This window comes from Candidatus Chloroploca mongolica (genome assembly GCF_004762035.2).
In the GTDB taxonomy this organism is placed as follows: Bacteria; Chloroflexota; Chloroflexia; order Chloroflexales; family Chloroflexaceae; genus Chloroploca; species Chloroploca mongolica.
This window is the reverse complement of sequence record NZ_SIJK02000001.1, coordinates 34198-53728: the sequence shown is the minus strand read 5'-3', so window position 1 is coordinate 53728 and position 19531 is coordinate 34198. Positions and strand designations below refer to the sequence as shown.

The window sequence follows — 19531 nt, the reverse complement described above, 5'->3', positions numbered from 1 at the left end:
ATGACAAAACGGCCAGCGTTGCTGGCCGTTTTGTCATGTGAGCATACGCAGAAGGCTTAGACGACCTGCAACTCGTGCAGCTTGGCCTCGGGCACCACGCCATTGACCCAGCCACGGGCGGTATAGTACTCTTCAAGCATCAGATCAAGCTCGCAGACATGGCCTTCGGAACCAGGCGAGGTCGACGGCTCTTTCGTGAAGCGATCAGGCAGATAGTCGCTGCCCTCGGCGATTCCGGCGAGGTTATTAAAGCGGCGTTCGAGGTTATAGATGCGCTCGCCAGCGACGAGCACATCCTCGACCGTGAACGGAACCCCGACATAGGCCGAATACTGGGCGGCATACTCTTCGGCACCTTCCGCAAACGCACTGAACTTGCAGAGATCGAGGCTATCCGAGAAGGCGTGCAGATCCTGGAACAGCTTGGTGAGTTCACCCTTGCCCTTCCATGCCAGCGGATCGGTCTTGAGCGGAATAACGCCAAGCTCACTGGCGGGCGTATAGGCGCGGAGGTGACAGGCACCACGGTTGCTCGTCGCATAGGCAATGCCCATGCCCTTGAGCCCACGGGGGTCATAGGCAGGAATGGCCTGGCCTTTGACCGTCATGCTCAGCTCGGGATGGTTGTAGTGGGCGGCCACGCGGGCGGTGCCCTCGGCGAGAATGTCGCCGACACCGTCACGCAGCGCAATCTTCGTCGTCATCTCGACCATCGCCATCGCGTCGCCCCAAAGCAGCGGGCCGCCGCCATTGGCATAGCCACGCTCGCAACACTCCATATAACACGAAAAGACATTGCCGAGCTCAATCGGATCCATCCCGTGGTCATTGCAGAGATCGATCAACTTGGCGACCGTATTGATATCATCGAGGCCACAGTTAGCACCGACGGCCCAGGCCGGCTCATACTCGACACTCTCCATGCGCAGGCCCTTCCACGGACCTTCCTTGATCTCAACCTCTTTCTTGCAGGCAACCGGGCAGGCGTGGCAAGTGGGATTATCAACGAGAATATTGTCATTGACATACTCACCGCTGATCAATTCGGCACGGTTGCCAAAGGAAGTTTTCTGGCTATTAAAAGCCGGCAAGGCACCGATTGTATTGGTGATATTCATCAACACATTGGTACCATAGACCGAAAGACCACCCTTGCGGGGGCTCGTAATATTCTTCTCGTCCATAATCGTTGCGAGCGCACGCTTATGGGCGAGTTTCCAGGCCTCGCGATCATCGGCCTTGGGAATTGCCCGCGCAGCCTTGATCACAATAGCCTTGAGATGCTTGCTACCACCGACCGCACCGGTACCACCGCGACCGGCAGCGCGGTCATTCTCATTGACCCATCCAGCATAGCGGATCAGATTCTCACCTGACTGGCCGATCGCCATCACACTCAGATCCTTCTCACCGTACCGCTCCTTGAGCATCGGGATCACCGTGTGAATACCCTTGCCCCAGAGATCGCTGGCATCGCGGATCGAAACCTCACCGTTCTCCAGATAGAGATAGACAGGAGCATCGGCCTTGCCGGTAATCACCAGGCCATCAAAACCCGCCCAGCGCATCCGGGCGGCTGACCAGCCACCGATATGGCTATCGGTCACGGTGCCAGTGAGTGGCGACTTGGTCACCACGGCCTGACGCCCGCTCATATTCGCATCGGTACCAGTGAGCGGCCCATTCATAAAGCAGAGCATATTCTCGGGGCTAAACGGCTCAACCTGGGGACCATTCTCAAACAGATAGCGGACAGCGAGGCCACGCGCACCGATATAGAGGCGAGCCCAGTCATCGGGGATGGCGCGATATTCAACGGTACGATTCGTGAGGTCAACGTGGGCGATCCGATTGGCAAACCCTCCAAGCATACAATTCCTCCTTGAATCTTGTAACTAGGTGACAGCAACCACGCTATCAGTTACATCATGCCAAACGCGCTTTCATCTACGGCAAACTGTAAGCGGCCCGAACAACCCGGCGTTGGAACAGGAGACCATGTCAGCAAGACTGGTCGCCTTTCCCAACACAACAGGAATCTTCAGGATACGACAGGGCCAGACGATAATACTTCGCGTGTAGTGCTAATTATGCCTTATGCAAGCCAGGGTTGTCAATACAATTACGTGAGTGGTTCTTTACCAATTTTAAAGGCACATGTTTCTGCGCCCTGGCCCATACAGGTACACTGTTCAACCTGAAAGCGCTTGCCGCCACTCGCCCAGGCCGCCGACTCTTCGAGAATGCCACGGGCAAGATAAAAATTCGGTGCAGGATCACGGGCAATGCAGTTCGAGCACTGGGTAATGTGATAGATAAACTCGGTCTTTTCCTCTTTGATATGCGGTCTAAGATCGGTAAAACGATCAAAAACCTGGGTCACCGCATTCAGGATGATCTTCAGCTTCATTGAAGGAGGCATCAGTTTCATCGCGAGATCGGAGACGCTGAGCAGAGGACCAAACTCTCTGAGGCCAAGATTGAAGGCAACCCGACCGGCACGCAACTCGAGGCCACGGGCACCACGCGGGCCATACATCGTATGGAGCGCTTGCGACGTCGCGGCCTGTGCCTCAAAGGGATACGCCCGTTTGAAATCACTCGGCGGGTAGGCATCGAGATACTGCGGTTGATTGCCTAGACGAAGGACGGCCTTCACTCCGTTGGCTCCCATCACTTCTTCAAGCGAGAGGTAATAGAGATAGCCAATCTTATTCATGAAGGTGAGGCCGCGAAATTGGTCGATGTTGCTCATGGGCGTACCTGCTCCTCCTGTCATAGGCACCTGCTCTTCCCCACGCCAGGGCTATGCCTATGATACATACTGTTCATCCGATGGTTACCGTTTCGTCGGTGATGGGCATACATTTCACTGCTTAGGATACTACACTGATTCGCATCTTTTTGCCACATGGGAAACCAGAACGTGTGGAGCTTGAATGGTTGCACGAACCGTGTATCATGCTACTAGAATAACAAGCGCGTGCCAGCGCTCAGGCAAGGTCGCCCGGCGTCTGGCTATAGTATAACGCAGAGTGCCAGATTCAGTGAAGAATCTGTCAAGAGAGGTTGAGCATGGGACTGGAGGAGCGCGAACAGCAGCGACTGGCCGCGATTGAGGAGTTTCGGCGGGCACGGCGCCGTGCCCTAGTTGATGATTTGCTGGCCTGGATGACGGGTGAGCCAGACGATCTCCTTGACTTCGAAGAGGTCCATCGCCGCATCGGGGAACAGGGCTGGGCTGTACGCGGCCTGCGTGAAATCCCCATCGAGGCGATTGTCGGTAGTGTTGGACGCTACCACGATTTTACGCGTCACTTTTTGCCGCGCCAGCATTCCCACGAAACGCGCTGGGCCAATGTCCGAGCGGCTATGGGTGAAGGCAAACTCTTGCCCCCGATTGATGTCTATGAGCTTGGCGGCGTCTATTTTGTCAAAGACGGTAATCACCGGGTCTCGGTGGCCCGCGAGCTTGGCATTGACCATCTGCTCGCCCACGTCACCGAGGTGCCCTCGCGGGTGATGCTCACCCCCGATGTGACGCCCGATGATCTGATTATTGCGAGTGAATATACCAAGTTGATGGAGGCAACCCGTCTGGATATGGTCTATCCAGAACTTGATCTGCGGGTGAGTGCGCCAGGGGCCTATCAACTGATTGCCGCGCAGATTGAACAGGAACGCCATCGCACCGCGTTGCGGACAGAAACCGCGCCAACGCTCGAAGAGGCCGCCATTTCGTGGTACGAGCGGATCTATCTGCCAGCGATTGATCTGATTGAGAGTCGCGGCCTATTGCGTGACTTTCCAGGACGGAGCGAGACTGACCTCTATGTCTGGATTGCCCGTCATCAGCAGGCGCTCGAGTCAAGTGTAGGCTGGTCCGTAGGCCTGAACGCCGCTGCCGCCGATCTGACTCGTCAACGCGGGCAACGCCCCAGGCATATCTTTGCCCGTGCGCGTGAACGCCTCGTCAAGACCTTTGTGCCTGAAAAGATGCGCGACGGGCCACCACCGGGCGTCTGGCGGCGACAACGCCTGGCCGACGAACGCACGAAGCAGCTCTTTCATACTATCCTGGTGCCAATCAATGGCGAGGCCGAGAGTTGGCGCGCCCTCGAACAGGCCCTCGTCGTCGCCCATCGTGACGGGGGGTCATTGTATGGCCTGCACGTGATCCCGCCGGATCACGAAGTACCAGATGATCGCACCATCGCGAGCATACGCGACCGTTTTGAACAACGCTGCGCCGAAGAGGGTCTCGTTGGCAAACTCGTGGTCGATCACGGTATCATCGCCCGGCAGATCTGCGCCCGCGCGCGCTGGGCCGATTTGGTGGTAATGAGCCTCGCCCATCCCACCCCTGACGAGCCCTTTGGCCGCATGCGCTCGGGGTTACGCGATCTGATTCAACGCTCACCGCAGCCAGTGCTGACGGTTCCCGACGATATTTCGCCCCTCAATCGCGGGTTGGTGGCCTACGATGGCAGCCCGCGCGCCGATGAAGCCCTGATGCTTGCCGCCTATCTTGCGCTGCGCGACCAACTCTCGCTCGTTGTCGTCACGGCCCGTGAAGCCAACGATGACCTGCGGCTAACGATCGGCAAAGCGCAGGCCTATCTCGAAGAGCGTGGCATTCAAGCGGGCTATGTCATCGACCGCCACCCCGCTGCCGAAGCGATCCTCCGTGCGGCGAATGAACACAGGTCGAACCTGATCTTCATTGGGGGCTACAGTGTTCGCCCTGAAGTCGAGATTGTCATCGGCAGCACGGTGGATCACGTCTTGCGCCAGAGCCAACTTCCCGTCTTGATCTGTCGATAATGCGTTTTTGGTTCGTTTCGTTTTGGCGGCTGTGCCGCCAAAACGAAACGAACGCGAGCGAAAACCCTCTAACTCGGCACCACCTGCGTCGCGACGGCGACAAAATGAAAGACACTTCCAACCAGCACAAAGATGTGCCAGATCGCATGGGTGTAGGGTAGGCGTTCATTACAGAAGAAGTAGGTACCAACCGTATATGCGATGCCACCGAAGAGCAAGAAAAAGAGCACCGAGAGTGGCAGCGCATTGATCATTGGTCCGGCCGCAACAACGATCAGCCAACCCATCGCAATGTAGAGCAAAGTTGAGGTCAGACGAAAGCGGGTCTTGAAGATCAGTTTGAAGATAATCCCCGCTACAGCCAGCGTCCAGATGACCGCGAGCAGCACCGGACCGATGCTATCCCGCAGCGTTACGAGCAGAAAGGGCGTATACGTTCCCGCAATCAAGACATAGATCGCACAGTGATCCAAAATTTCGAGCCGACGCTTGATCCGGCTATCCTGCTCCCAATGAAACAACGTCGAAGCAGCGTAGAGCAACACCAGGGCGAGGCTGTAGACAACCGCACCCGTTACTTGCCAGACGTCCGCCGAGCGGGCCGCTAAAGCGACGATGATAATGCCCCCAATGGCACCCGCAATCGCCCCAAGACCATGAGTCAGCGTGTTTGCGACCTCTTCCGGCTGATGTTTCAAATCGAGCATGAGCATAGTGGAGCCACCTCCTTGTGGTATACGCCTGATCCTGTGCCAACGCTATCCAGTCCGACATCCATGCAAACGAATGAGGGCACCTCCTTGGGCTAAACGCGTACAACGGCGCTCGCTGAGCGAGATTGATGGTGCATAGAGTATAATTCCTGCGAGAGAGGCAAACCTTTTGGCTTGCCACTGCATCTAAGCATAGAGTGCTGGCACAAACGGCCAGCGCAACTGGCCGTTTGTGCTAGCATCAGAGCGTTTCTTGTTCGTACGGTAGCCAAACACAATGAAGAGAACTATAACGAGATGAGCCCGCATTTGTCAAGGAAAAAAAGGAGTTTGGTATGGGTGAACGTGTAATTGTGGTAGGCGGTGTCGCTGCCGGAATGAGTGCAGCCTCAAAAGCGCGCCGGATGAATTCAGAGCTTGAACTTGTTGTGTATGAACGCTCAGGCTACGTGAGTTATGGGGCATGCGGCTTTCCCTATGCGATCAAAGGCGAAATCCCTCAGGTGCGTGATGTTGTGGTGCGTACCCCCGAGCAATTTGCCAAACAGGGCATCAAGGTTCACATCGGTCACGAGGTGCTCGCGGTTGATCCAGCTACCAAGAGCGTCCTGGTACGCCGCCCCGATGGCAGCGAATTCCGCGATCAGTGGGATCAACTCGTTCTGACGACCGGAGGGGCTTCAATTCGCCCACCGCTTCCTGGACTTGATCTGCCCGGTATTTTTACCCTGCGTACGGTCGAGGACGCCCTGGCGATCCGGGAATGGATCGAGACGAAGAAGCCGCAACGTGGCGTGATTGTCGGTGGTGGCTATATTGGCCTCGAAATGGCCGAGGCCCTTGCCGCCTATGGCATCGGGCTCGCCTTGATCGAACGGTTGCCCCAGGTGTTGCCGAATCTCGACAAGGAGATCGCCGCCCACGTTCAGGCTGAACTCGAACGCCAGCATGTCTCGGTCTGGTTAGAACACGCGGTTGAAGGGTTCGCCGGCGATACCAACGGCGTCCGCGAGGTCATCGCCGGTGGGCAGCATATTCCTGCCGATATTGTCATTTTGTCAGTCGGGATCAGGCCCGGCGTTGGCCTCGCCCGCGAGGCTGGCATTGCCCTCGGGCCAACCGGGGCGATTGCGGTCGATGATCACCAGCGCACCAATATACCGGGGATCTGGGCCGCCGGCGATGTCGCCGAGGCGTTGCATCGCGTAACTGGGCGCCCTGCCTGGATCCCTCTCGGAACAACGGCGAACAAGCAAGGCCGCGTCGCTGGCGAAAATGTCGGCGGGGGCAATGCGACCTTCAAGGGCATCGTTGGTACGGCCGTGGTCAAGGCCTTTGACTATGAAGCCGCTAGCAGTGGGCTCTCGGAGGCCCGTGCCCGCGCCGAGGGCTACATCGTTGAGGCGGTCAGCGCGACGGCGAGTTCACGCGCCCACTATATGCCTGGCCACCAGCCGATCCATGTCAAACTGGTCTATGAGGCCGAAACCCGTCGCCTGCTCGGTGGGCAGATGGCCGGAAGTGAGGGCGTCGCTAAACGCATTGATGTCATCGCCGCCGCCCTCCACGGAGGCTGGACGGTTGACGAGCTCAGTGAACTTGACCTGAGTTATGCCCCACCCTTTGCGCCGGTCTGGGACCCCGTCTTGGTCGCGGCCAATCTCGCCCGCCGGTAAAAACGATTCTTCACGAAAAAACGCCAGCTACGCTGGCGTTTTTTCGTGAAGCTATGCTTCATTTATGCTTGTTCAAGAAGATCGGCCAGCGACTCGTTATGCAGATCACGAATCCGATCCCGCATCACCTGCGCAATCTGCAGCGTGAAGGCAAACCCAAAGACGGGATCACGATCAAAGAGCGTGCGTAAGGCGACACTGTCAAGCTCGATCATCCGTCCATCAGTTGCAGCCTGACCATTCAAGGTCGATTCATAGGGCGGTACAACCGACGACCAGGCAAAAAGCTCACCCGCACTGACGGTGGCAAGCACAACCTCGCGCTGCTGGGCGCTCAGCGCCGGGCCAACCGCACGATTGCCCTGTACCGGGAGTTTGAGCGTGAGTGCGATCTGGCCTTGCAACACCAGATAGAGGTGCGTCAAGACCTGACCCTCGTAAAAAAAGCTGTCGCCTTGCGCAAACGTGCGCTCTTCAGAGAGATCGGCCAGGGCAGTCAGATGCTCAAGCGACATCCGTGCAAAAAAAGGATACCGGCGCAGCAACTCAGGCGAAACCATAATGGGCCTCCTCGGTTGACATTCTGACCAGGTTTGACGGTAACAGTTCACTCATGATAGCATGGATTGTCTGAGGTATGGCGCGAGCAACGGCAGGAGTAATCTGTTCACTGAAATCAACGACGTTTGTCACCTCAATCGCATAGATAATAATCTCATTGGGTAACGAAAATCCCATGTGCCGCCCCAGCGCCAGCGCTGTCTCAAAACGGGTGTCATGTGACGAAGCACTATGCACCGTTGCACGGTTGGCCTCAAGATCTTCGAGCGTGAGGCGATGAATGCGCCCAGGCGAAGGTTCCCGACAACAGAAGGCGTCAATCAAGACAACCCGCTCATACCCGATCATCGCTTCCATCAGCGCCAGGCCACCCACACTGGCGGTGGCAACCTCGGCCAGGGGGCAGGCATCGGCACGCTGCGCAAGCACTGCCTGCACCGCTTCGGCAGCCCGGATGCCCACGGCGTCATCAGTCAGAATGGGATTGCCAAGGCCAAGCACCAGCGTTGCCATGCTACGTCTCTCCAAGATACTGACTCAGGCGTTGCACTTCGCCCCCCTGAGCATCGCGGATGACCACCTCGAGTGGCATCTGACCAGGCAGGGCGTGGGTGGCGCACCCGAAACATGGATCGTACGAACGAAACGCCATCTCAATGCGATTCAAGAGACCTTCGGTGACGACCGTGCCCTTTTGAATCAGACTCTGGGCGGCTTTTTTGATCGACATTGCCATGGGGGCATAGTTGTTGGTTGTGCCGACAATCAGGTTGACCCTGGTGAGCATACCGTTTTCGTCAGTCCAGTAGTGATGGGTCAGCGTGCCGCGCGGCGCTTCCACCGAACCAACGCCTTCGGTCGGCGTGGCGGTGATCGGCGTGCGTACATTTGGGTCGGTGATCTCAGGGTCAAGCGATAGTTCCAACATCCGTTCAGCCGCAAAAAGCAACTCGACTAGCCGCGCCCAGTGGGTCGCCAGGCGATGGTGTACAGGCTGGTAGCGCCCGTTGACCTTTTTACTGCCCAGCGTGGTATAAAACTCCTCAAACGCCTCGTGCGCCCGCGGTGCGGCCATGCCATCGGCGGCATTGAGCCGCGAGAGCGGCGTGGCACAATAGACGCCACTTGCTTTGCCATCAACAAAGCCCTGCCAACCGACCTGTTTGAGGTACGGAAACTTCAGATAGGTCCAAGGTTCGGCATGCTCGGCAAGGTGATGGGCATAGGTCTTCGGATGGTATTTGACCAACTCAACGCCGTCAGGATCAACGACGCGGATCATGCCATCATAGAAATTGACGCAGTTATTCGCATCAACCGTACCCATCGAGTAGGTCTGGTTGGTAAAGGCGTCCGAAAAGATCATGTCAGTATACTGCCGATTGCTGAGCACCACATCGGCAAAGAGCTTGAGGCTAAACAGGGCGAAATCGACATTCTTGCGCGCCGTTGCCTCGATCACCTCACGCTCTTCGGGACTGACCGACTTGCTCCACCCCCCCGGAAGCCCGGCGACTGGATGAACCCCGCGCCCGCCAAGCATTTTGATCACATGGTGATTGCGCACCCGCGCATCAATCACCTGCTTGCCGACTTCGACACCAACTTTGTGGATCACCCCGAGGATATTGCGCTCGGCGGGCGGCGCATCAGGGCCCAGCACAAAATCAGGGCCACCGAGCGCATAGAAATGGGTCGTATGATCAGCCACAAAAAAGGCCGAATAGAACATCTCGCGCAGCTTTTTGGTGACGCGGGGCGGATCGGCGTGGAAGAGCGCATCAAGGGCCTTGGTCGAGGCGATATGGTGCGCCTCGGGGCACACGCCACAGATGCGATCCGTGATGCGCGGCATCTCTTCGGCGGGCCGCCCGACACAAAACTGCTCGAAGCCGCGCAACTCGGGGATAATGAAATAGGCGTTGGCAAGATCGCCTTCGTCATTGAGAAAGAGATCAATGCGACCATGCCCTTCGAGCCTGGTGACGGGATCAATGCTGATCTTCTTCATCGCGCTTCCTCCGCACTCTGCTGCGCTGGGTCAGTGACCCGCGAACGCTGAAGCAATGAACGGGCCAGGCTAAAGCGATAGAAGGTGCCCGCTGGATCGACCAGCGTCGCCATCACCTCGTCAATCGCCGCTTCGAGCGCAGCCTCTTCGTCACCCGGCTTGCCCACGGCCACCACCGAGGCAACCGCCGACAGCATCCGTGCGCCCTGATCCTGCCCTTCTAACGGGCCATAACAACCCTCGCAGCGCATGCCCACCTGCGGGCAGAGGGCACCACACCCGCCACGCGTCGCCGGCCCCATGCAGAGCAGGCCCTGCTCGAGCAGGCAGATCGTCGGATCAGGCGTGATCTCATACGGACGGTAAAAACGGGTAATCTGCTTGACATCCTTGGTCAGCGGGCACTCTTCGCAGAGAGCCGTCTGGCTCGCGCCGATCACTGTCCTGCCAGGGGCGGGCAACGGCGCACCACTGATGATCGCCTTGATGACGGCGGCAATCTGATGCGCCTCGGGCGGGCACCCGGGGATCACATATTCTACCGGCACCACCTGGTCAAGCGTGCGCACTGTCTCGTAAAACCGAGGAAGATGGATCTCGCCTTCAGGCACCATCGTCACCGTCTGCGGTAACTGCGTCCGTGACGCGTCCGTCGTCAAACAGTCGGCATAGGCCGCGTTGAAGATCGCCGAGGAACTGGTCAAATTGGCCAGACCAGGGATGCACCCCTCTGAGGCGCATGAACCAAAGGCCACCAAGATCTTGGACTTCCGGCGGAGCAAGCGGGCGAGTTCCTCATTTTCGCTATTGCGAATGGCCCCATTGAAGAGGCAGAGATCGATCGCGCCATCGGCATACTGCTCGACATCGTGATACTTGAAATCGGCGACACACGGCCAGAAGAGCACCTCGAAGGCCTCATCAACCGCGAGAATATCATTGCCAATATTGAGCAACGAAATCTCGCACCCGCCGCATGACGCCGCCCAGTACATCGCAAAGGTCGCTTTGCTCATGGTATCTTCCTAACCACCAACCTCAAGCTTGATCAGCGGAATATCAACTTTTGCACGCAACACCGTCTGTTGCCAGTGCAAGGGGCCAAGCGCACGTAACTCTTCGGTCATGCGGTCAACCGCAGCGGCAAGCTGATGGCCTTCCGAGGCCGCAGCCCAGACGAGTTGCACCCGTTGCGGTTCGATGCCAAACTGCGTGAGCATCCGTTTGAGCAACAGAAAGCGTCGCAGCGCCTTGATATTGCCTTCAACATAGTGGCATTCGCCGGGATGACAGCCGGCAATCAGCACTCCATCGGCCCCCGAACGCAGCGCTTTCAGCACAAACTCGGGTTCAACGCGGGCCGTACACATCACCCGGATCGGACGCATCGTTGGCGCATAGTGAGTTCGCGCCGTTCCCGCCAGGTCAGCCGCCCGGTACGAGCACCAGTTGCAGAGAAAGCCGATGATCACCGGTTGAAACGTTGTTGGCTCTGCCATAGTGATGGTCTCCTTCGTGCGCTTGTCGCGTGCATAGTCGTTGTACCAGAGGCGCTCAGGCGAGCACCAACACACCGGGTTGCATATCCCAGAGCAACCCATCGATCTGCGAGAGCACCTGCTCACGCGTGAAGTGAGCACCGGTGATGGCCGCACTTGGGCAGGCTGCCACACACGCGCCACACCCCTGACAAAGGGCCGTGATCACCTCGGAGATCTTGATCTCTTCATGGAAGACGATCGCATGATAGGGGCAAACATTGTTGCAAATACGGCACCCCGAACAGGCCGCCGCCTCAATGCTTGCGCGCACCGGCTCGAGTTTGATCGTACGACGCCCAATCAGCCCGGACACCCGTGCAGCCGCGGCGGAACCCTGGGCAACCGATTCGGGGATGGCCTTGGGCCCCTGGCAGGCCCCGGCGATCAGAATGCCCTCGGTCATGGTGACGACCGGATCGAGTTTGGCGTGGCGCTCGGTAAACCAGCCCTCGAAATCGCAGCCGAGCCCGAACGTAGAGGCAACATTGCGCGAGTCGTGACGGGCTTCCATCCCCACCATCAAGATCACCATATCAACCGGGATTCGGCGTTGTTTGCCGATCAGCGTATCCTCGGCCTGAATAATCAACGAGCCCTCTTCGCCGGGGCCACGCGCCGCATCGGTTACTTCAGCCACGCGCCCGCGAATAAAGTGCGTACCCTCTTCCAATACCCGATGATAGAACTCTTCGTAGTGTTTGCCGGCAGCACGGATGTCAATATAAAAGTTATAGACCTCGGCGTCGGGCACCCGTTCATGCACCAGATGGGCAAACTTGAGCGCAGCCATGCAACACGCCCGCGAGCAATACTCGTTATAGTTCTTGTCACGCGAGCCAACGCAGTGAATAATGCCGACCGACTGCGGAGCCGTCACGCCATCACGGAGCACCACCTGCCCACTGGTGGGTCCGGCGGCATTGACCATGCGCTCAAACTCCATGCTCGTAAAGACATTCGCGAGGCGCCCATAGCCATACTGCGGCACGCGGCGAGCATCAAATTGCTCATAGCCGGTGGCAAGAATGATATTGCCGACCTCAAGCTGCTCGAAGGTCTCTTTCTGGGTGAAATCAATCGCATTAGTTGGGCAGACAACCTGACAGGCACGACATTTGCCCCGCTGAAAATAGGTACAATGCGTGGTGTCAATCACCGGATATTTTGGTACCGCCTGGGGGAAATTGCGATCAATCGCCTTGTGATAGCCCAGACCAACCTCGAAATGCTGATCGAGCACCCGCGAGGGACACTTCTCGATACAAGTACCGCACCCGGTACAGAGATCCTCGATCACATAACGCGGCTTGTGGCGCACCTGCACACTGAAATTGCCGACAAAGCCATCCACGGCCACCACCTCACTCCAGGTCATGAGGGTAATATTGGGATGGTTGGCCGCATCAACCATTTTAGGGGTAAGGATGCAGGCCGCGCAGTCGAGGGTCGGAAAGGTCTTATCAAGTTTCGCCATCTGGCCGCCGATCGACGAATCGCGGTCAACCAGATAGACGTGGTAGCCAGAATCGGCCAGTTCAAGTGCCGCCGTCAGGCCAGCAATGCCCCCACCAACCACAAGCGTATTGGGATTAATATCAACAAAGAGCGGCTCGAGTGGCTCTTGCAACACAGCGCGCTCGATCGCCCCCTTGACCTGCGCTTTCGCCTTGCTCGTCGCCGCCTCGCGGTCATCAGTCGCCCACGAGGTCAACTCACGAATATTTGCCATCTCGAACAGATAGGGATTGAGCCCGGCCCGCTGGCATGCGCCACGAAAGGTTCGCTCGTGCATATGTGGCGAGCATGCTGCCACGACAATCCGGCTGAGGCCCTTCGCCTGAATATCCTGTTCGATCAACTCTTGACCGAGGCTCGAACACATAAACTTATAATCGCGGGCAACAACCACATGCTCCTGCTGCTCGGACCAGAGAGCCACATCCTCAACCGCGATCGTCCTAGCAATATTGCTGCCACAATGGCAGACATAGACGCCAACGCGTTCCTCATCAGGCGAAGCGTGCGGTGGAGGGATCTGATCATTGCTCATCGCTCTTCCTCCTCGGGCATATACGGCATAGGCAGGCTCTGATCATTGCGTTGTTTCGCCCGCTTGCCAACCGCGCGTTCCTGCTCTACTTCCACCGATGTGCCAATTTTGGCGAGAGCAGGCCGGGAAGCGACAAACTCCTTGCCGATGCCGAGCCGCTCGGGGGCAAGGCCAAAGGCGAGGCCCATCAACTGGGTAAAAAAGAGCACCGGCAGATTGAAATTGGTGCCAAAGCGCCGATTGACTGCCCGCTGAAAGACATCAAGATTGAGTTGACACATTGGGCAGAGGGTCACAATAACATCGGCCTGATAATCAGCGGCATTCTTGAGCAACCGACGCAGCAACTCAAGCGCAACCTCCTCGCTAATCTGGGTCATATGGCCGCCACAGCAGTGCGCCTTGAGGGGAAAATCAACCACTTTCGCCCCGAGCACGCGCATCAGCTTATCGAGCGTCGTCGGATACTCGGGGTCATCAAACTGCCCCTGGAAGCCAGGCCGCACCACGAGACAGCCATAGTAGGGCGCGACGCGCAGACCAGTCAGCGCCCGCTGCACACGGGCAGCAATCGCATCATAGCCAGCATCATTGACCATCACATCCAGCAAATGGCGTACGCGCAAACTGCCGGGATCATAGTGCAAGCCACCCGCATCAAGGGCCGTATTAACTTTTGCGGCAAGCTCAGGCGAACTGGCGAGATACCGATCAACCTTGCTCAGATTGAGGTAACAGGCGCTACAGGGAGCCACAAGCTGGGGTGGTTCGGCAACCTCCACCGGAATGACCGGCAGCGCGGGTTTCGGGGCAAACTGATCGGCAGCGAGGGCCAGATTACGCCCAGTCAGCGCATACGCCTGCATCTGGTTCACCGAAAAGAACTCGGTCGCACCACAACAATTCCAATCATCAACTTCGGTAAACTGGAGGCCCAGCACCCCCGCCACCGCCATCGTCGATTCGTGATAGGCACCGGCATTGCGCTCAAGCGAGCAGCCCGGATAATAGCCATACTGCATAGCGGGGAATCCTTCTCCACCCTTGCTTGATCCGGAGTCGCCAGTCAAGAAGGATGAAAGATATATCGTCGAATCAATGCCGCAAAAGCGCCAGGCAGCAACTCCTAAGCGCTACGCTCATCATGCTGAAACATGCCACCGGGCGAACCGGAGTGCCGACTTCAGTCGGCTAACCCGGAAGCCGACCGAAGTCGGCACTCCCTGAGGCACTGCTTAAACACGATAAGCATTCCGCTCAAGCTCATCGGCCCGCGCAAGAATCGCCTGAAGCTGCTCGATCTGACGGATCTTGCGCGGCGTGAGATCGAAGCGTTTCCGGCGAAGCATACCGGCCCCGATCGGGGCAATCTTGACCGTATCAAGGGGGCGATGGCGCAAGAAATAGCGCGTAATCAAGCCCAGTTCAAAACTACGGCCATACCGCTCGACATGCTCCATAAATGTTTCCGAAAACGCCGGGGCCTGGGCCGCGCTCGACTGCCGTGAGAAGCCCTCTTTGATCGCGAGGCGCTTGAGGGTATACATCACATCGGTGATATGCACCTCTTGCGGGCAACGCTCCATGCAGTAATAACACGAAACACAATACCAGGGCGTATTGCTACGCAGAACGGTTTCGCGCATCCCGGCGGCAATCATCGCAAAAAGGGTACGGGGCGTGTGTTCCATGTCGTTGCCCGATGGGCACGAGCCACCGCAGGTACCGCATTGCAGGCAAGCCTCAAGATGCGGATCGACTGCCGTAGCCCCAACGACCTCGCGAAAAAAAACCGAGCCACGCGCAGGCTTCTTTGAAGCACCCATAGATCGCTCCTCCTTGCGAACCGCACCTGGACAACCCAGATCTCAGGCTCGTCATAGCATCATGCTTGGGAGGACGGCTGCGACAATGCAGCGGAATAACGACATGCTCCTCTGGCCAGGAGAAGCGTGTGTACGGGTTTGAATTGACGATCAGACTGATCAGTAAGGGATAGGTTGCGGGGACTATAACATACTTCTGGAGATCAGTTATGGGTAAGTACCATAACTGTAAACAACTATTTCATAACCTTGCAAGAATAATTGCAGAGGGCTAACTATTGACAATGACACGATCATCAGTACGAACAATGCCCTCGGCGCGCACGCGGGCATAGACGCGGCTCCAGCCGGGATGCAATTTTTCGGCTAGGCGTTTGAACTCACCATTGCGAAACGAGTCACTGATGGTGCTACATGGCACCGCAAAGCCAGTCAACTCAAGCTCGACCCATTCACCAATGAGCAGATGAGCGCCGATCTTCAGCCGCGCCCAATCGATCCCGGCGAGGGTTAAATTTTCGCCAGTGGTACCAGGGCCAATCGGGTGGCCCTCGGCCCGTAGCGCCTCGATACGTTCAAGCGCATAGAGACTGACCGCGCGTTCGACCCCGCCGTGATAGCGGTGGTCGCGTTGTTTATCGCCAAGCACCCCATTGAGCGTAATTTCGGCACTCGGCACGGCATATTTAGGGACACCACCACGCGGGTTGACATTAATTTGCAACACACGACCATACAACGACGTACTCACAGTGAGCCTCTTGACGTTTCAGTGCCAGTCTTCATGGTGATGTACTCGCAGGACGAAGCCCAAAACCCAACTCTTCTACCGCAGCGCGAAGCTGAGGATCGTCATCAGGTGGATAACGCCACCAGTCCACCTCAACGAGGCGATCAGGGATCACGCCGCGTTCTTCGATCAGCGTCCCATCAGGCAAGCGATAAGCGACCTGGGCCAACAGCAAGCGCGAACCATCGTCAAAGTTGTAACCATACAGATTTTCCGTATTGCCGGCACTCGGTTCGCCGACGATGCGCGCCCGGCCAAGCACCTGCATCCCGGCGGCAAACATCTCGGTGGCACTCGCCGAGCCGGAGCCAATCAAGATGGCGACGGGCACATCTTCAAGCCCCGGGATCGTCTTGCCCTGCGGAATGCGCTGCTCTTCACTCGTTGTGCGGCCAGCGGTGCTCCCAATGCTGCCCCCATCGTGAAAAAGCGCCACGGTATTGCGCATCAGATGAACGTAACCACCGGCATTTTCGCGCACATCAATGATCAGACCAGCCAGCGGCTGCGCGGCCTGCAACTCCTCAATGGCGATGCGCACTTTGGTATCAAGTTCATCAACATAAAAACTGGGAATCGTCACCACACCCACGGGCAGATCGGGAAGGAAGCGACCCCGCACCTGATTGAAGGCGTCCATCGCGACGGTTTCGCGGATCACGATGACTTCACGTGGGGCCTCATTGCTCGTGCGGATCGTCAGCGTCACCGGCGTTCCTGGTTCACCACGCACCGTGCCAATCGGCCCATCGGGGCCAAACGCATCAGTATTGGTAAAGGGAATGCCATTGACCGCCACGATGAGATCATTCAACTGAATGCCAGCCCGTTCAGCAGGGCCATCGGGGGCCGTACCGGTGATCAACCCGCCCTCATCAAGCGTACGGATCTGCGCACCAATGCCACCGTAGCGCAACTCACCGCGAAACTCGGCCTGCTGAGCCGCTACTTCCTGAGGCGACTCAAAGCGCGAATGGTCGTCATCAAGCAGATCGATCAACTCGCGCATCAGCGCATAGAAGGCTTCAGGCTCTTCAGCCGCAGCGACCCGCGGCGTAAACGAGCGGCGCACCTCATCCCAGTCAACCCCACGATAATCTTCATAGACATAGTTATCGCGCACCAGTTCCCAGGTGCGCTCAAAGATCTGCAGACGCGACGCAGCCCCCACAGGCGCAAGCGTCGGGGTCGGCGGCAAAGGCTCAAAGGTCGGCGAAGGCAACGGAGTCGCCGTTGGCCGCGGCGTTGACGTCGGCTCGGGTGAAGGTTGCAGCGTTGCCATGGGCGAAGGCGGCACCGGCGAAGGTGGCACCGGCGTCGGGTTCAGTGCCGCCCAGGGTACCTGCGTACACCCGGCAAGCAACCCAAGTATGATCAAGAGTAGCATTATGCTACGCAACAAACGATTCATAGCGCTCATCATTTTAGTTTAGTTGATTCCGTATCTCGCTTAGTATGATACCATTTTTGCTTGCTCCTATGCTGGCACTTTGAGCCAGAAGCCAGAATCTGGGGGCGCATTGGGCTTCACGAAATGAATCCGCTCGACCAGACCTCACCAGGGCACCCGCAAGGGGTGCCCGTACACCAGGCCCGGGCCCCGGCCCTGTAGGGGCACCCCTTGCGGGTGCCCGCCCCACCGGCTGGAAGCCGGTGCTACATGCCTTTGCGTCAAATCATCAGAAGGGTACTTCACAGGCAGAACAGCGACCTGGCTCAATCTGGTACAATATGCGGCAACAAGCCTTAGTATGAGGAGCCAGGAGATGCTACCAGAATACCAGAATGAACCCTTTGGCGATTTTTCAAGCTCAGAGCGACGTGCGATGATGCAGCGTGCGTTGCGCACCGTGGCCGGGCAGTTTGGGACAACCTACCCCTTAATTATTGGTGGTGAACGCATTCTGACCGAAGATAAGATTGCTTCGCTCAATCCTTCTGAGCCAAAAACCGTTGTGGGCTATGCAAGCAAGGCAAGCGCTGAGCATGCCGTCAAGGCAATTGAAGCCGCAACGGCAGCCTTTGCCACGTGGCGCAAGGTGCCCGTCGAGGCACGTGCCAGGGTCTTGCTGCGGGCAAGTGCGTTGATGCGCCGCCACAAAGAGGAACTGGGCGCATGGCTCGTCTATGAGGTGAGTAAAAGCTGGGGCGAGGCCGATGCTGATGTCGCTGAGGCGATCGATTTTATCGAGTACTACGCCCGCCAAGCACTCAAGCTGCAAGGCACCGAGCAGCCGCTCTATCCGTGGGCGGGTGAAAATAATACGCTGAAATACATTCCTCTTGGGGTGGGGGTGGCGATTCCGCCGTGGAATTTCGCCCTGGCAATCACTACCGGTCTGGTGGTGGCCCCGATTGTGGCCGGCAATACGATGGTGCTCAAGCCAGCCAGCGCCACCCCGATCATTGCGGCCAAGTTGGTCGAAATCCTCGAAGAGGCCGGCCTACCCCCAGGTGTGCTCAACTATGTGCCCGGGTCAGGCGGCGAGATCGGCGATCTGCTCGTAGATCATCCACAGACTCGCTTTGTCAATTTCACTGGTTCCAAAGAGGTGGGCCTGCGCATCCACGAGCGCGCCAGTGTGCGTCAACCCGGCCAGATCTGGATCAAGCGGACGGTACTTGAGATGGGCGGCAAGGATGGCATCATTGTTGATGAGACCGCCAACCTTGAAGCCGCCGCTGATGCGATTGTCGGTTCGGCCTTTAGCTTCCAGGGCCAGAAGTGTAGCGCTTGCTCGCGGGCAATCATTGTCGCCGATGTCTACGATACGATGGTCACCCGCATTGTCGAGCGCACCAAAGCCGTCAAACTCGGCAATCCGACCCAGCCCGACACCTTTATGGGGGCCGTCATTGATCGGGCTGCCTTCGATAAAATCAGTAGCTACATTGCTATCGGGCAAGAAGAGGGACGCTTGGTCGCTGGGGGCGAAGTCGTTGACCATGAATTGCTCGAAGATGGTGGCTATTTCATCAATCCCACCGTCTTTGCCGATATCGCCCCCGATGCTCGCCTCGCTCAAGAGGAGATCTTTGGGCCGGTGCTGGCGATCATCAAGGCACGTGACTTTGATCACGCGATGGAGATTGCGAATAATACCGAATATGGCCTGACCGGGGCGATCTTCTCGCGTGATATCGCGCGCATCGAACGCGCCTACGACGAGTTTCACGTCGGCAATCTGTATATTAACCGCAAGTGTACCGGCGCACTCGTCGGCGTTCAGCCCTTCGGCGGCTTCAATATGTCGGGAACCGATAGCAAAGCCGGTGGGCCTGACTATGTCGCGCTCTTTACCCAGGCCAAGCTGATCAGCGAGAAGTTGTGACGCCTCGCAGGGCTACTGGTTTTTACGCATTGCATCAGGTCGTGCCGACTTATGGGCTTTAAGCATTAAATCCGGTGTACCGGAGTGCCGACTTCAGTCGGCTAAGCCGGACGCCGACTGAAGTCGGCACTCCCTGATTTATTTCTTGAAAACCATCAGTCGGCTTTGTACAAAGCCGACTGATGTCGGCACTCCTATAACGCCTGG

At 57.6% G+C, this 19531-nt stretch carries 16 protein-coding genes; 3 read left to right on the top strand and 13 right to left on the bottom strand.

The annotated features are described in order from the left end of the window. Positions 1 to 56 precede the first annotated feature (56 nt). Together EYB53_RS00230 and EYB53_RS00225 are read right to left on the bottom strand one after the other, a co-directional pair. On the bottom strand, positions 57 to 1871 hold the full coding sequence (locus EYB53_RS00230; protein ID WP_135475505.1) for an aldehyde ferredoxin oxidoreductase family protein: 1815 nt from the start codon (positions 1869 to 1871) through the stop codon (positions 57 to 59). A gap of 251 nt (positions 1872 to 2122) precedes the next feature. Further along, positions 2123 to 2755, bottom strand: coding sequence for a 4-vinyl reductase (locus tag EYB53_RS00225; protein WP_097653504.1), 633 nt, complete (start codon positions 2753 to 2755; stop codon positions 2123 to 2125). Between the two features lie 320 nt (positions 2756 to 3075). Between EYB53_RS00225 and EYB53_RS00220 the strand changes: the two genes are divergently transcribed. After that, positions 3076 to 4824, top strand: a complete 1749-nt coding sequence (locus tag EYB53_RS00220; RefSeq protein ID WP_135475503.1) for a universal stress protein — start codon at positions 3076 to 3078, stop codon at positions 4822 to 4824. Positions 4825 to 4892: 68 nt separating this feature from the next. Here EYB53_RS00220 and trhA read toward each other — a convergent pair whose 3' ends face one another. Continuing rightward, positions 4893 to 5537 carry a PAQR family membrane homeostasis protein TrhA gene (trhA, locus tag EYB53_RS00215; RefSeq protein ID WP_135475500.1) on the bottom strand — a complete coding sequence of 215 codons (645 nt, stop codon included), beginning with the start codon at positions 5535 to 5537 and terminating at the stop codon, positions 4893 to 4895. Between the two features lie 335 nt (positions 5538 to 5872). Between trhA and EYB53_RS00210 the strand changes: the two genes are divergently transcribed. Continuing rightward, a complete protein-coding gene (locus EYB53_RS00210) occupies positions 5873 to 7213 on the top strand; it encodes an FAD-dependent oxidoreductase (RefSeq protein WP_135475498.1) in 1341 nt (446 codons plus the stop codon). Positions 7214 to 7275: 62 nt separating this feature from the next. Here EYB53_RS00210 and EYB53_RS00205 read toward each other — a convergent pair whose 3' ends face one another. From EYB53_RS00205 to EYB53_RS00160, 10 genes are all read right to left on the bottom strand, one after another. Beyond that, positions 7276 to 7773 carry a Crp/Fnr family transcriptional regulator gene (locus tag EYB53_RS00205; protein WP_135475496.1) on the bottom strand — a complete coding sequence of 166 codons (498 nt, stop codon included), beginning with the start codon at positions 7771 to 7773 and terminating at the stop codon, positions 7276 to 7278. Further along, the gene (locus EYB53_RS00200; protein ID WP_135475494.1) at positions 7760 to 8287 is read right to left on the bottom strand and encodes a hydrogenase maturation protease; all 528 of its coding nucleotides are present in this window, start codon (positions 8285 to 8287) and stop codon (positions 7760 to 7762) included. Before EYB53_RS00200 ends, EYB53_RS00205 begins: the two co-directional genes overlap by 14 nt. 1 nt (position 8288) lies before the next feature. Beyond that, on the bottom strand, positions 8289 to 9785 hold the full coding sequence (locus EYB53_RS00195; protein ID WP_135475492.1) for a Ni/Fe hydrogenase subunit alpha: 1497 nt from the start codon (positions 9783 to 9785) through the stop codon (positions 8289 to 8291). Continuing rightward, positions 9782 to 10801, bottom strand: coding sequence for an NADH-quinone oxidoreductase subunit B family protein (locus EYB53_RS00190; RefSeq protein ID WP_135475489.1), 1020 nt, complete (start codon positions 10799 to 10801; stop codon positions 9782 to 9784). The genes EYB53_RS00195 and EYB53_RS00190 overlap by 4 nt, the downstream gene beginning before the upstream one ends. Positions 10802 to 10810: 9 nt before the next feature. Beyond that, on the bottom strand, positions 10811 to 11284 hold the full coding sequence (locus tag EYB53_RS00185) for a hydrogenase iron-sulfur subunit (protein ID WP_135475487.1): 474 nt from the start codon (positions 11282 to 11284) through the stop codon (positions 10811 to 10813). A gap of 55 nt (positions 11285 to 11339) precedes the next feature. Further along, positions 11340 to 13376: a CoB--CoM heterodisulfide reductase iron-sulfur subunit A family protein gene (locus tag EYB53_RS00180; RefSeq protein WP_135475485.1), complete on the bottom strand. Its 2037-nt coding sequence runs from the start codon at positions 13374 to 13376 to the stop codon at positions 11340 to 11342. Beyond that, on the bottom strand, positions 13373 to 14398 hold the full coding sequence (locus EYB53_RS00175) for a CoB--CoM heterodisulfide reductase iron-sulfur subunit B family protein (protein WP_135475483.1): 1026 nt from the start codon (positions 14396 to 14398) through the stop codon (positions 13373 to 13375). Before EYB53_RS00175 ends, EYB53_RS00180 begins: the two co-directional genes overlap by 4 nt. 213 nt (positions 14399 to 14611) lie before the next feature. Then, the gene (locus EYB53_RS00170; protein ID WP_135475481.1) at positions 14612 to 15202 is read right to left on the bottom strand and encodes a 4Fe-4S dicluster domain-containing protein; all 591 of its coding nucleotides are present in this window, start codon (positions 15200 to 15202) and stop codon (positions 14612 to 14614) included. Positions 15203 to 15473: 271 nt separating this feature from the next. Next, on the bottom strand, positions 15474 to 15953 hold the full coding sequence (locus EYB53_RS00165) for an MOSC domain-containing protein (RefSeq protein WP_135475479.1): 480 nt from the start codon (positions 15951 to 15953) through the stop codon (positions 15474 to 15476). 31 nt (positions 15954 to 15984) lie between these two features. Next, the gene (locus EYB53_RS00160; protein WP_135475477.1) at positions 15985 to 17403 is read right to left on the bottom strand and encodes a S41 family peptidase; all 1419 of its coding nucleotides are present in this window, start codon (positions 17401 to 17403) and stop codon (positions 15985 to 15987) included. Between the two features lie 355 nt (positions 17404 to 17758). On the opposite strand from EYB53_RS00160, the gene pruA reads away from it, so the two are divergent. Beyond that, positions 17759 to 19324 (top strand): L-glutamate gamma-semialdehyde dehydrogenase, encoded by a 1566-nt coding sequence (gene pruA / locus EYB53_RS00155; RefSeq protein WP_097653491.1) that lies wholly within the window; start codon positions 17759 to 17761, stop codon positions 19322 to 19324. The last annotated feature ends 207 nt before the right edge of the window (positions 19325 to 19531 follow it).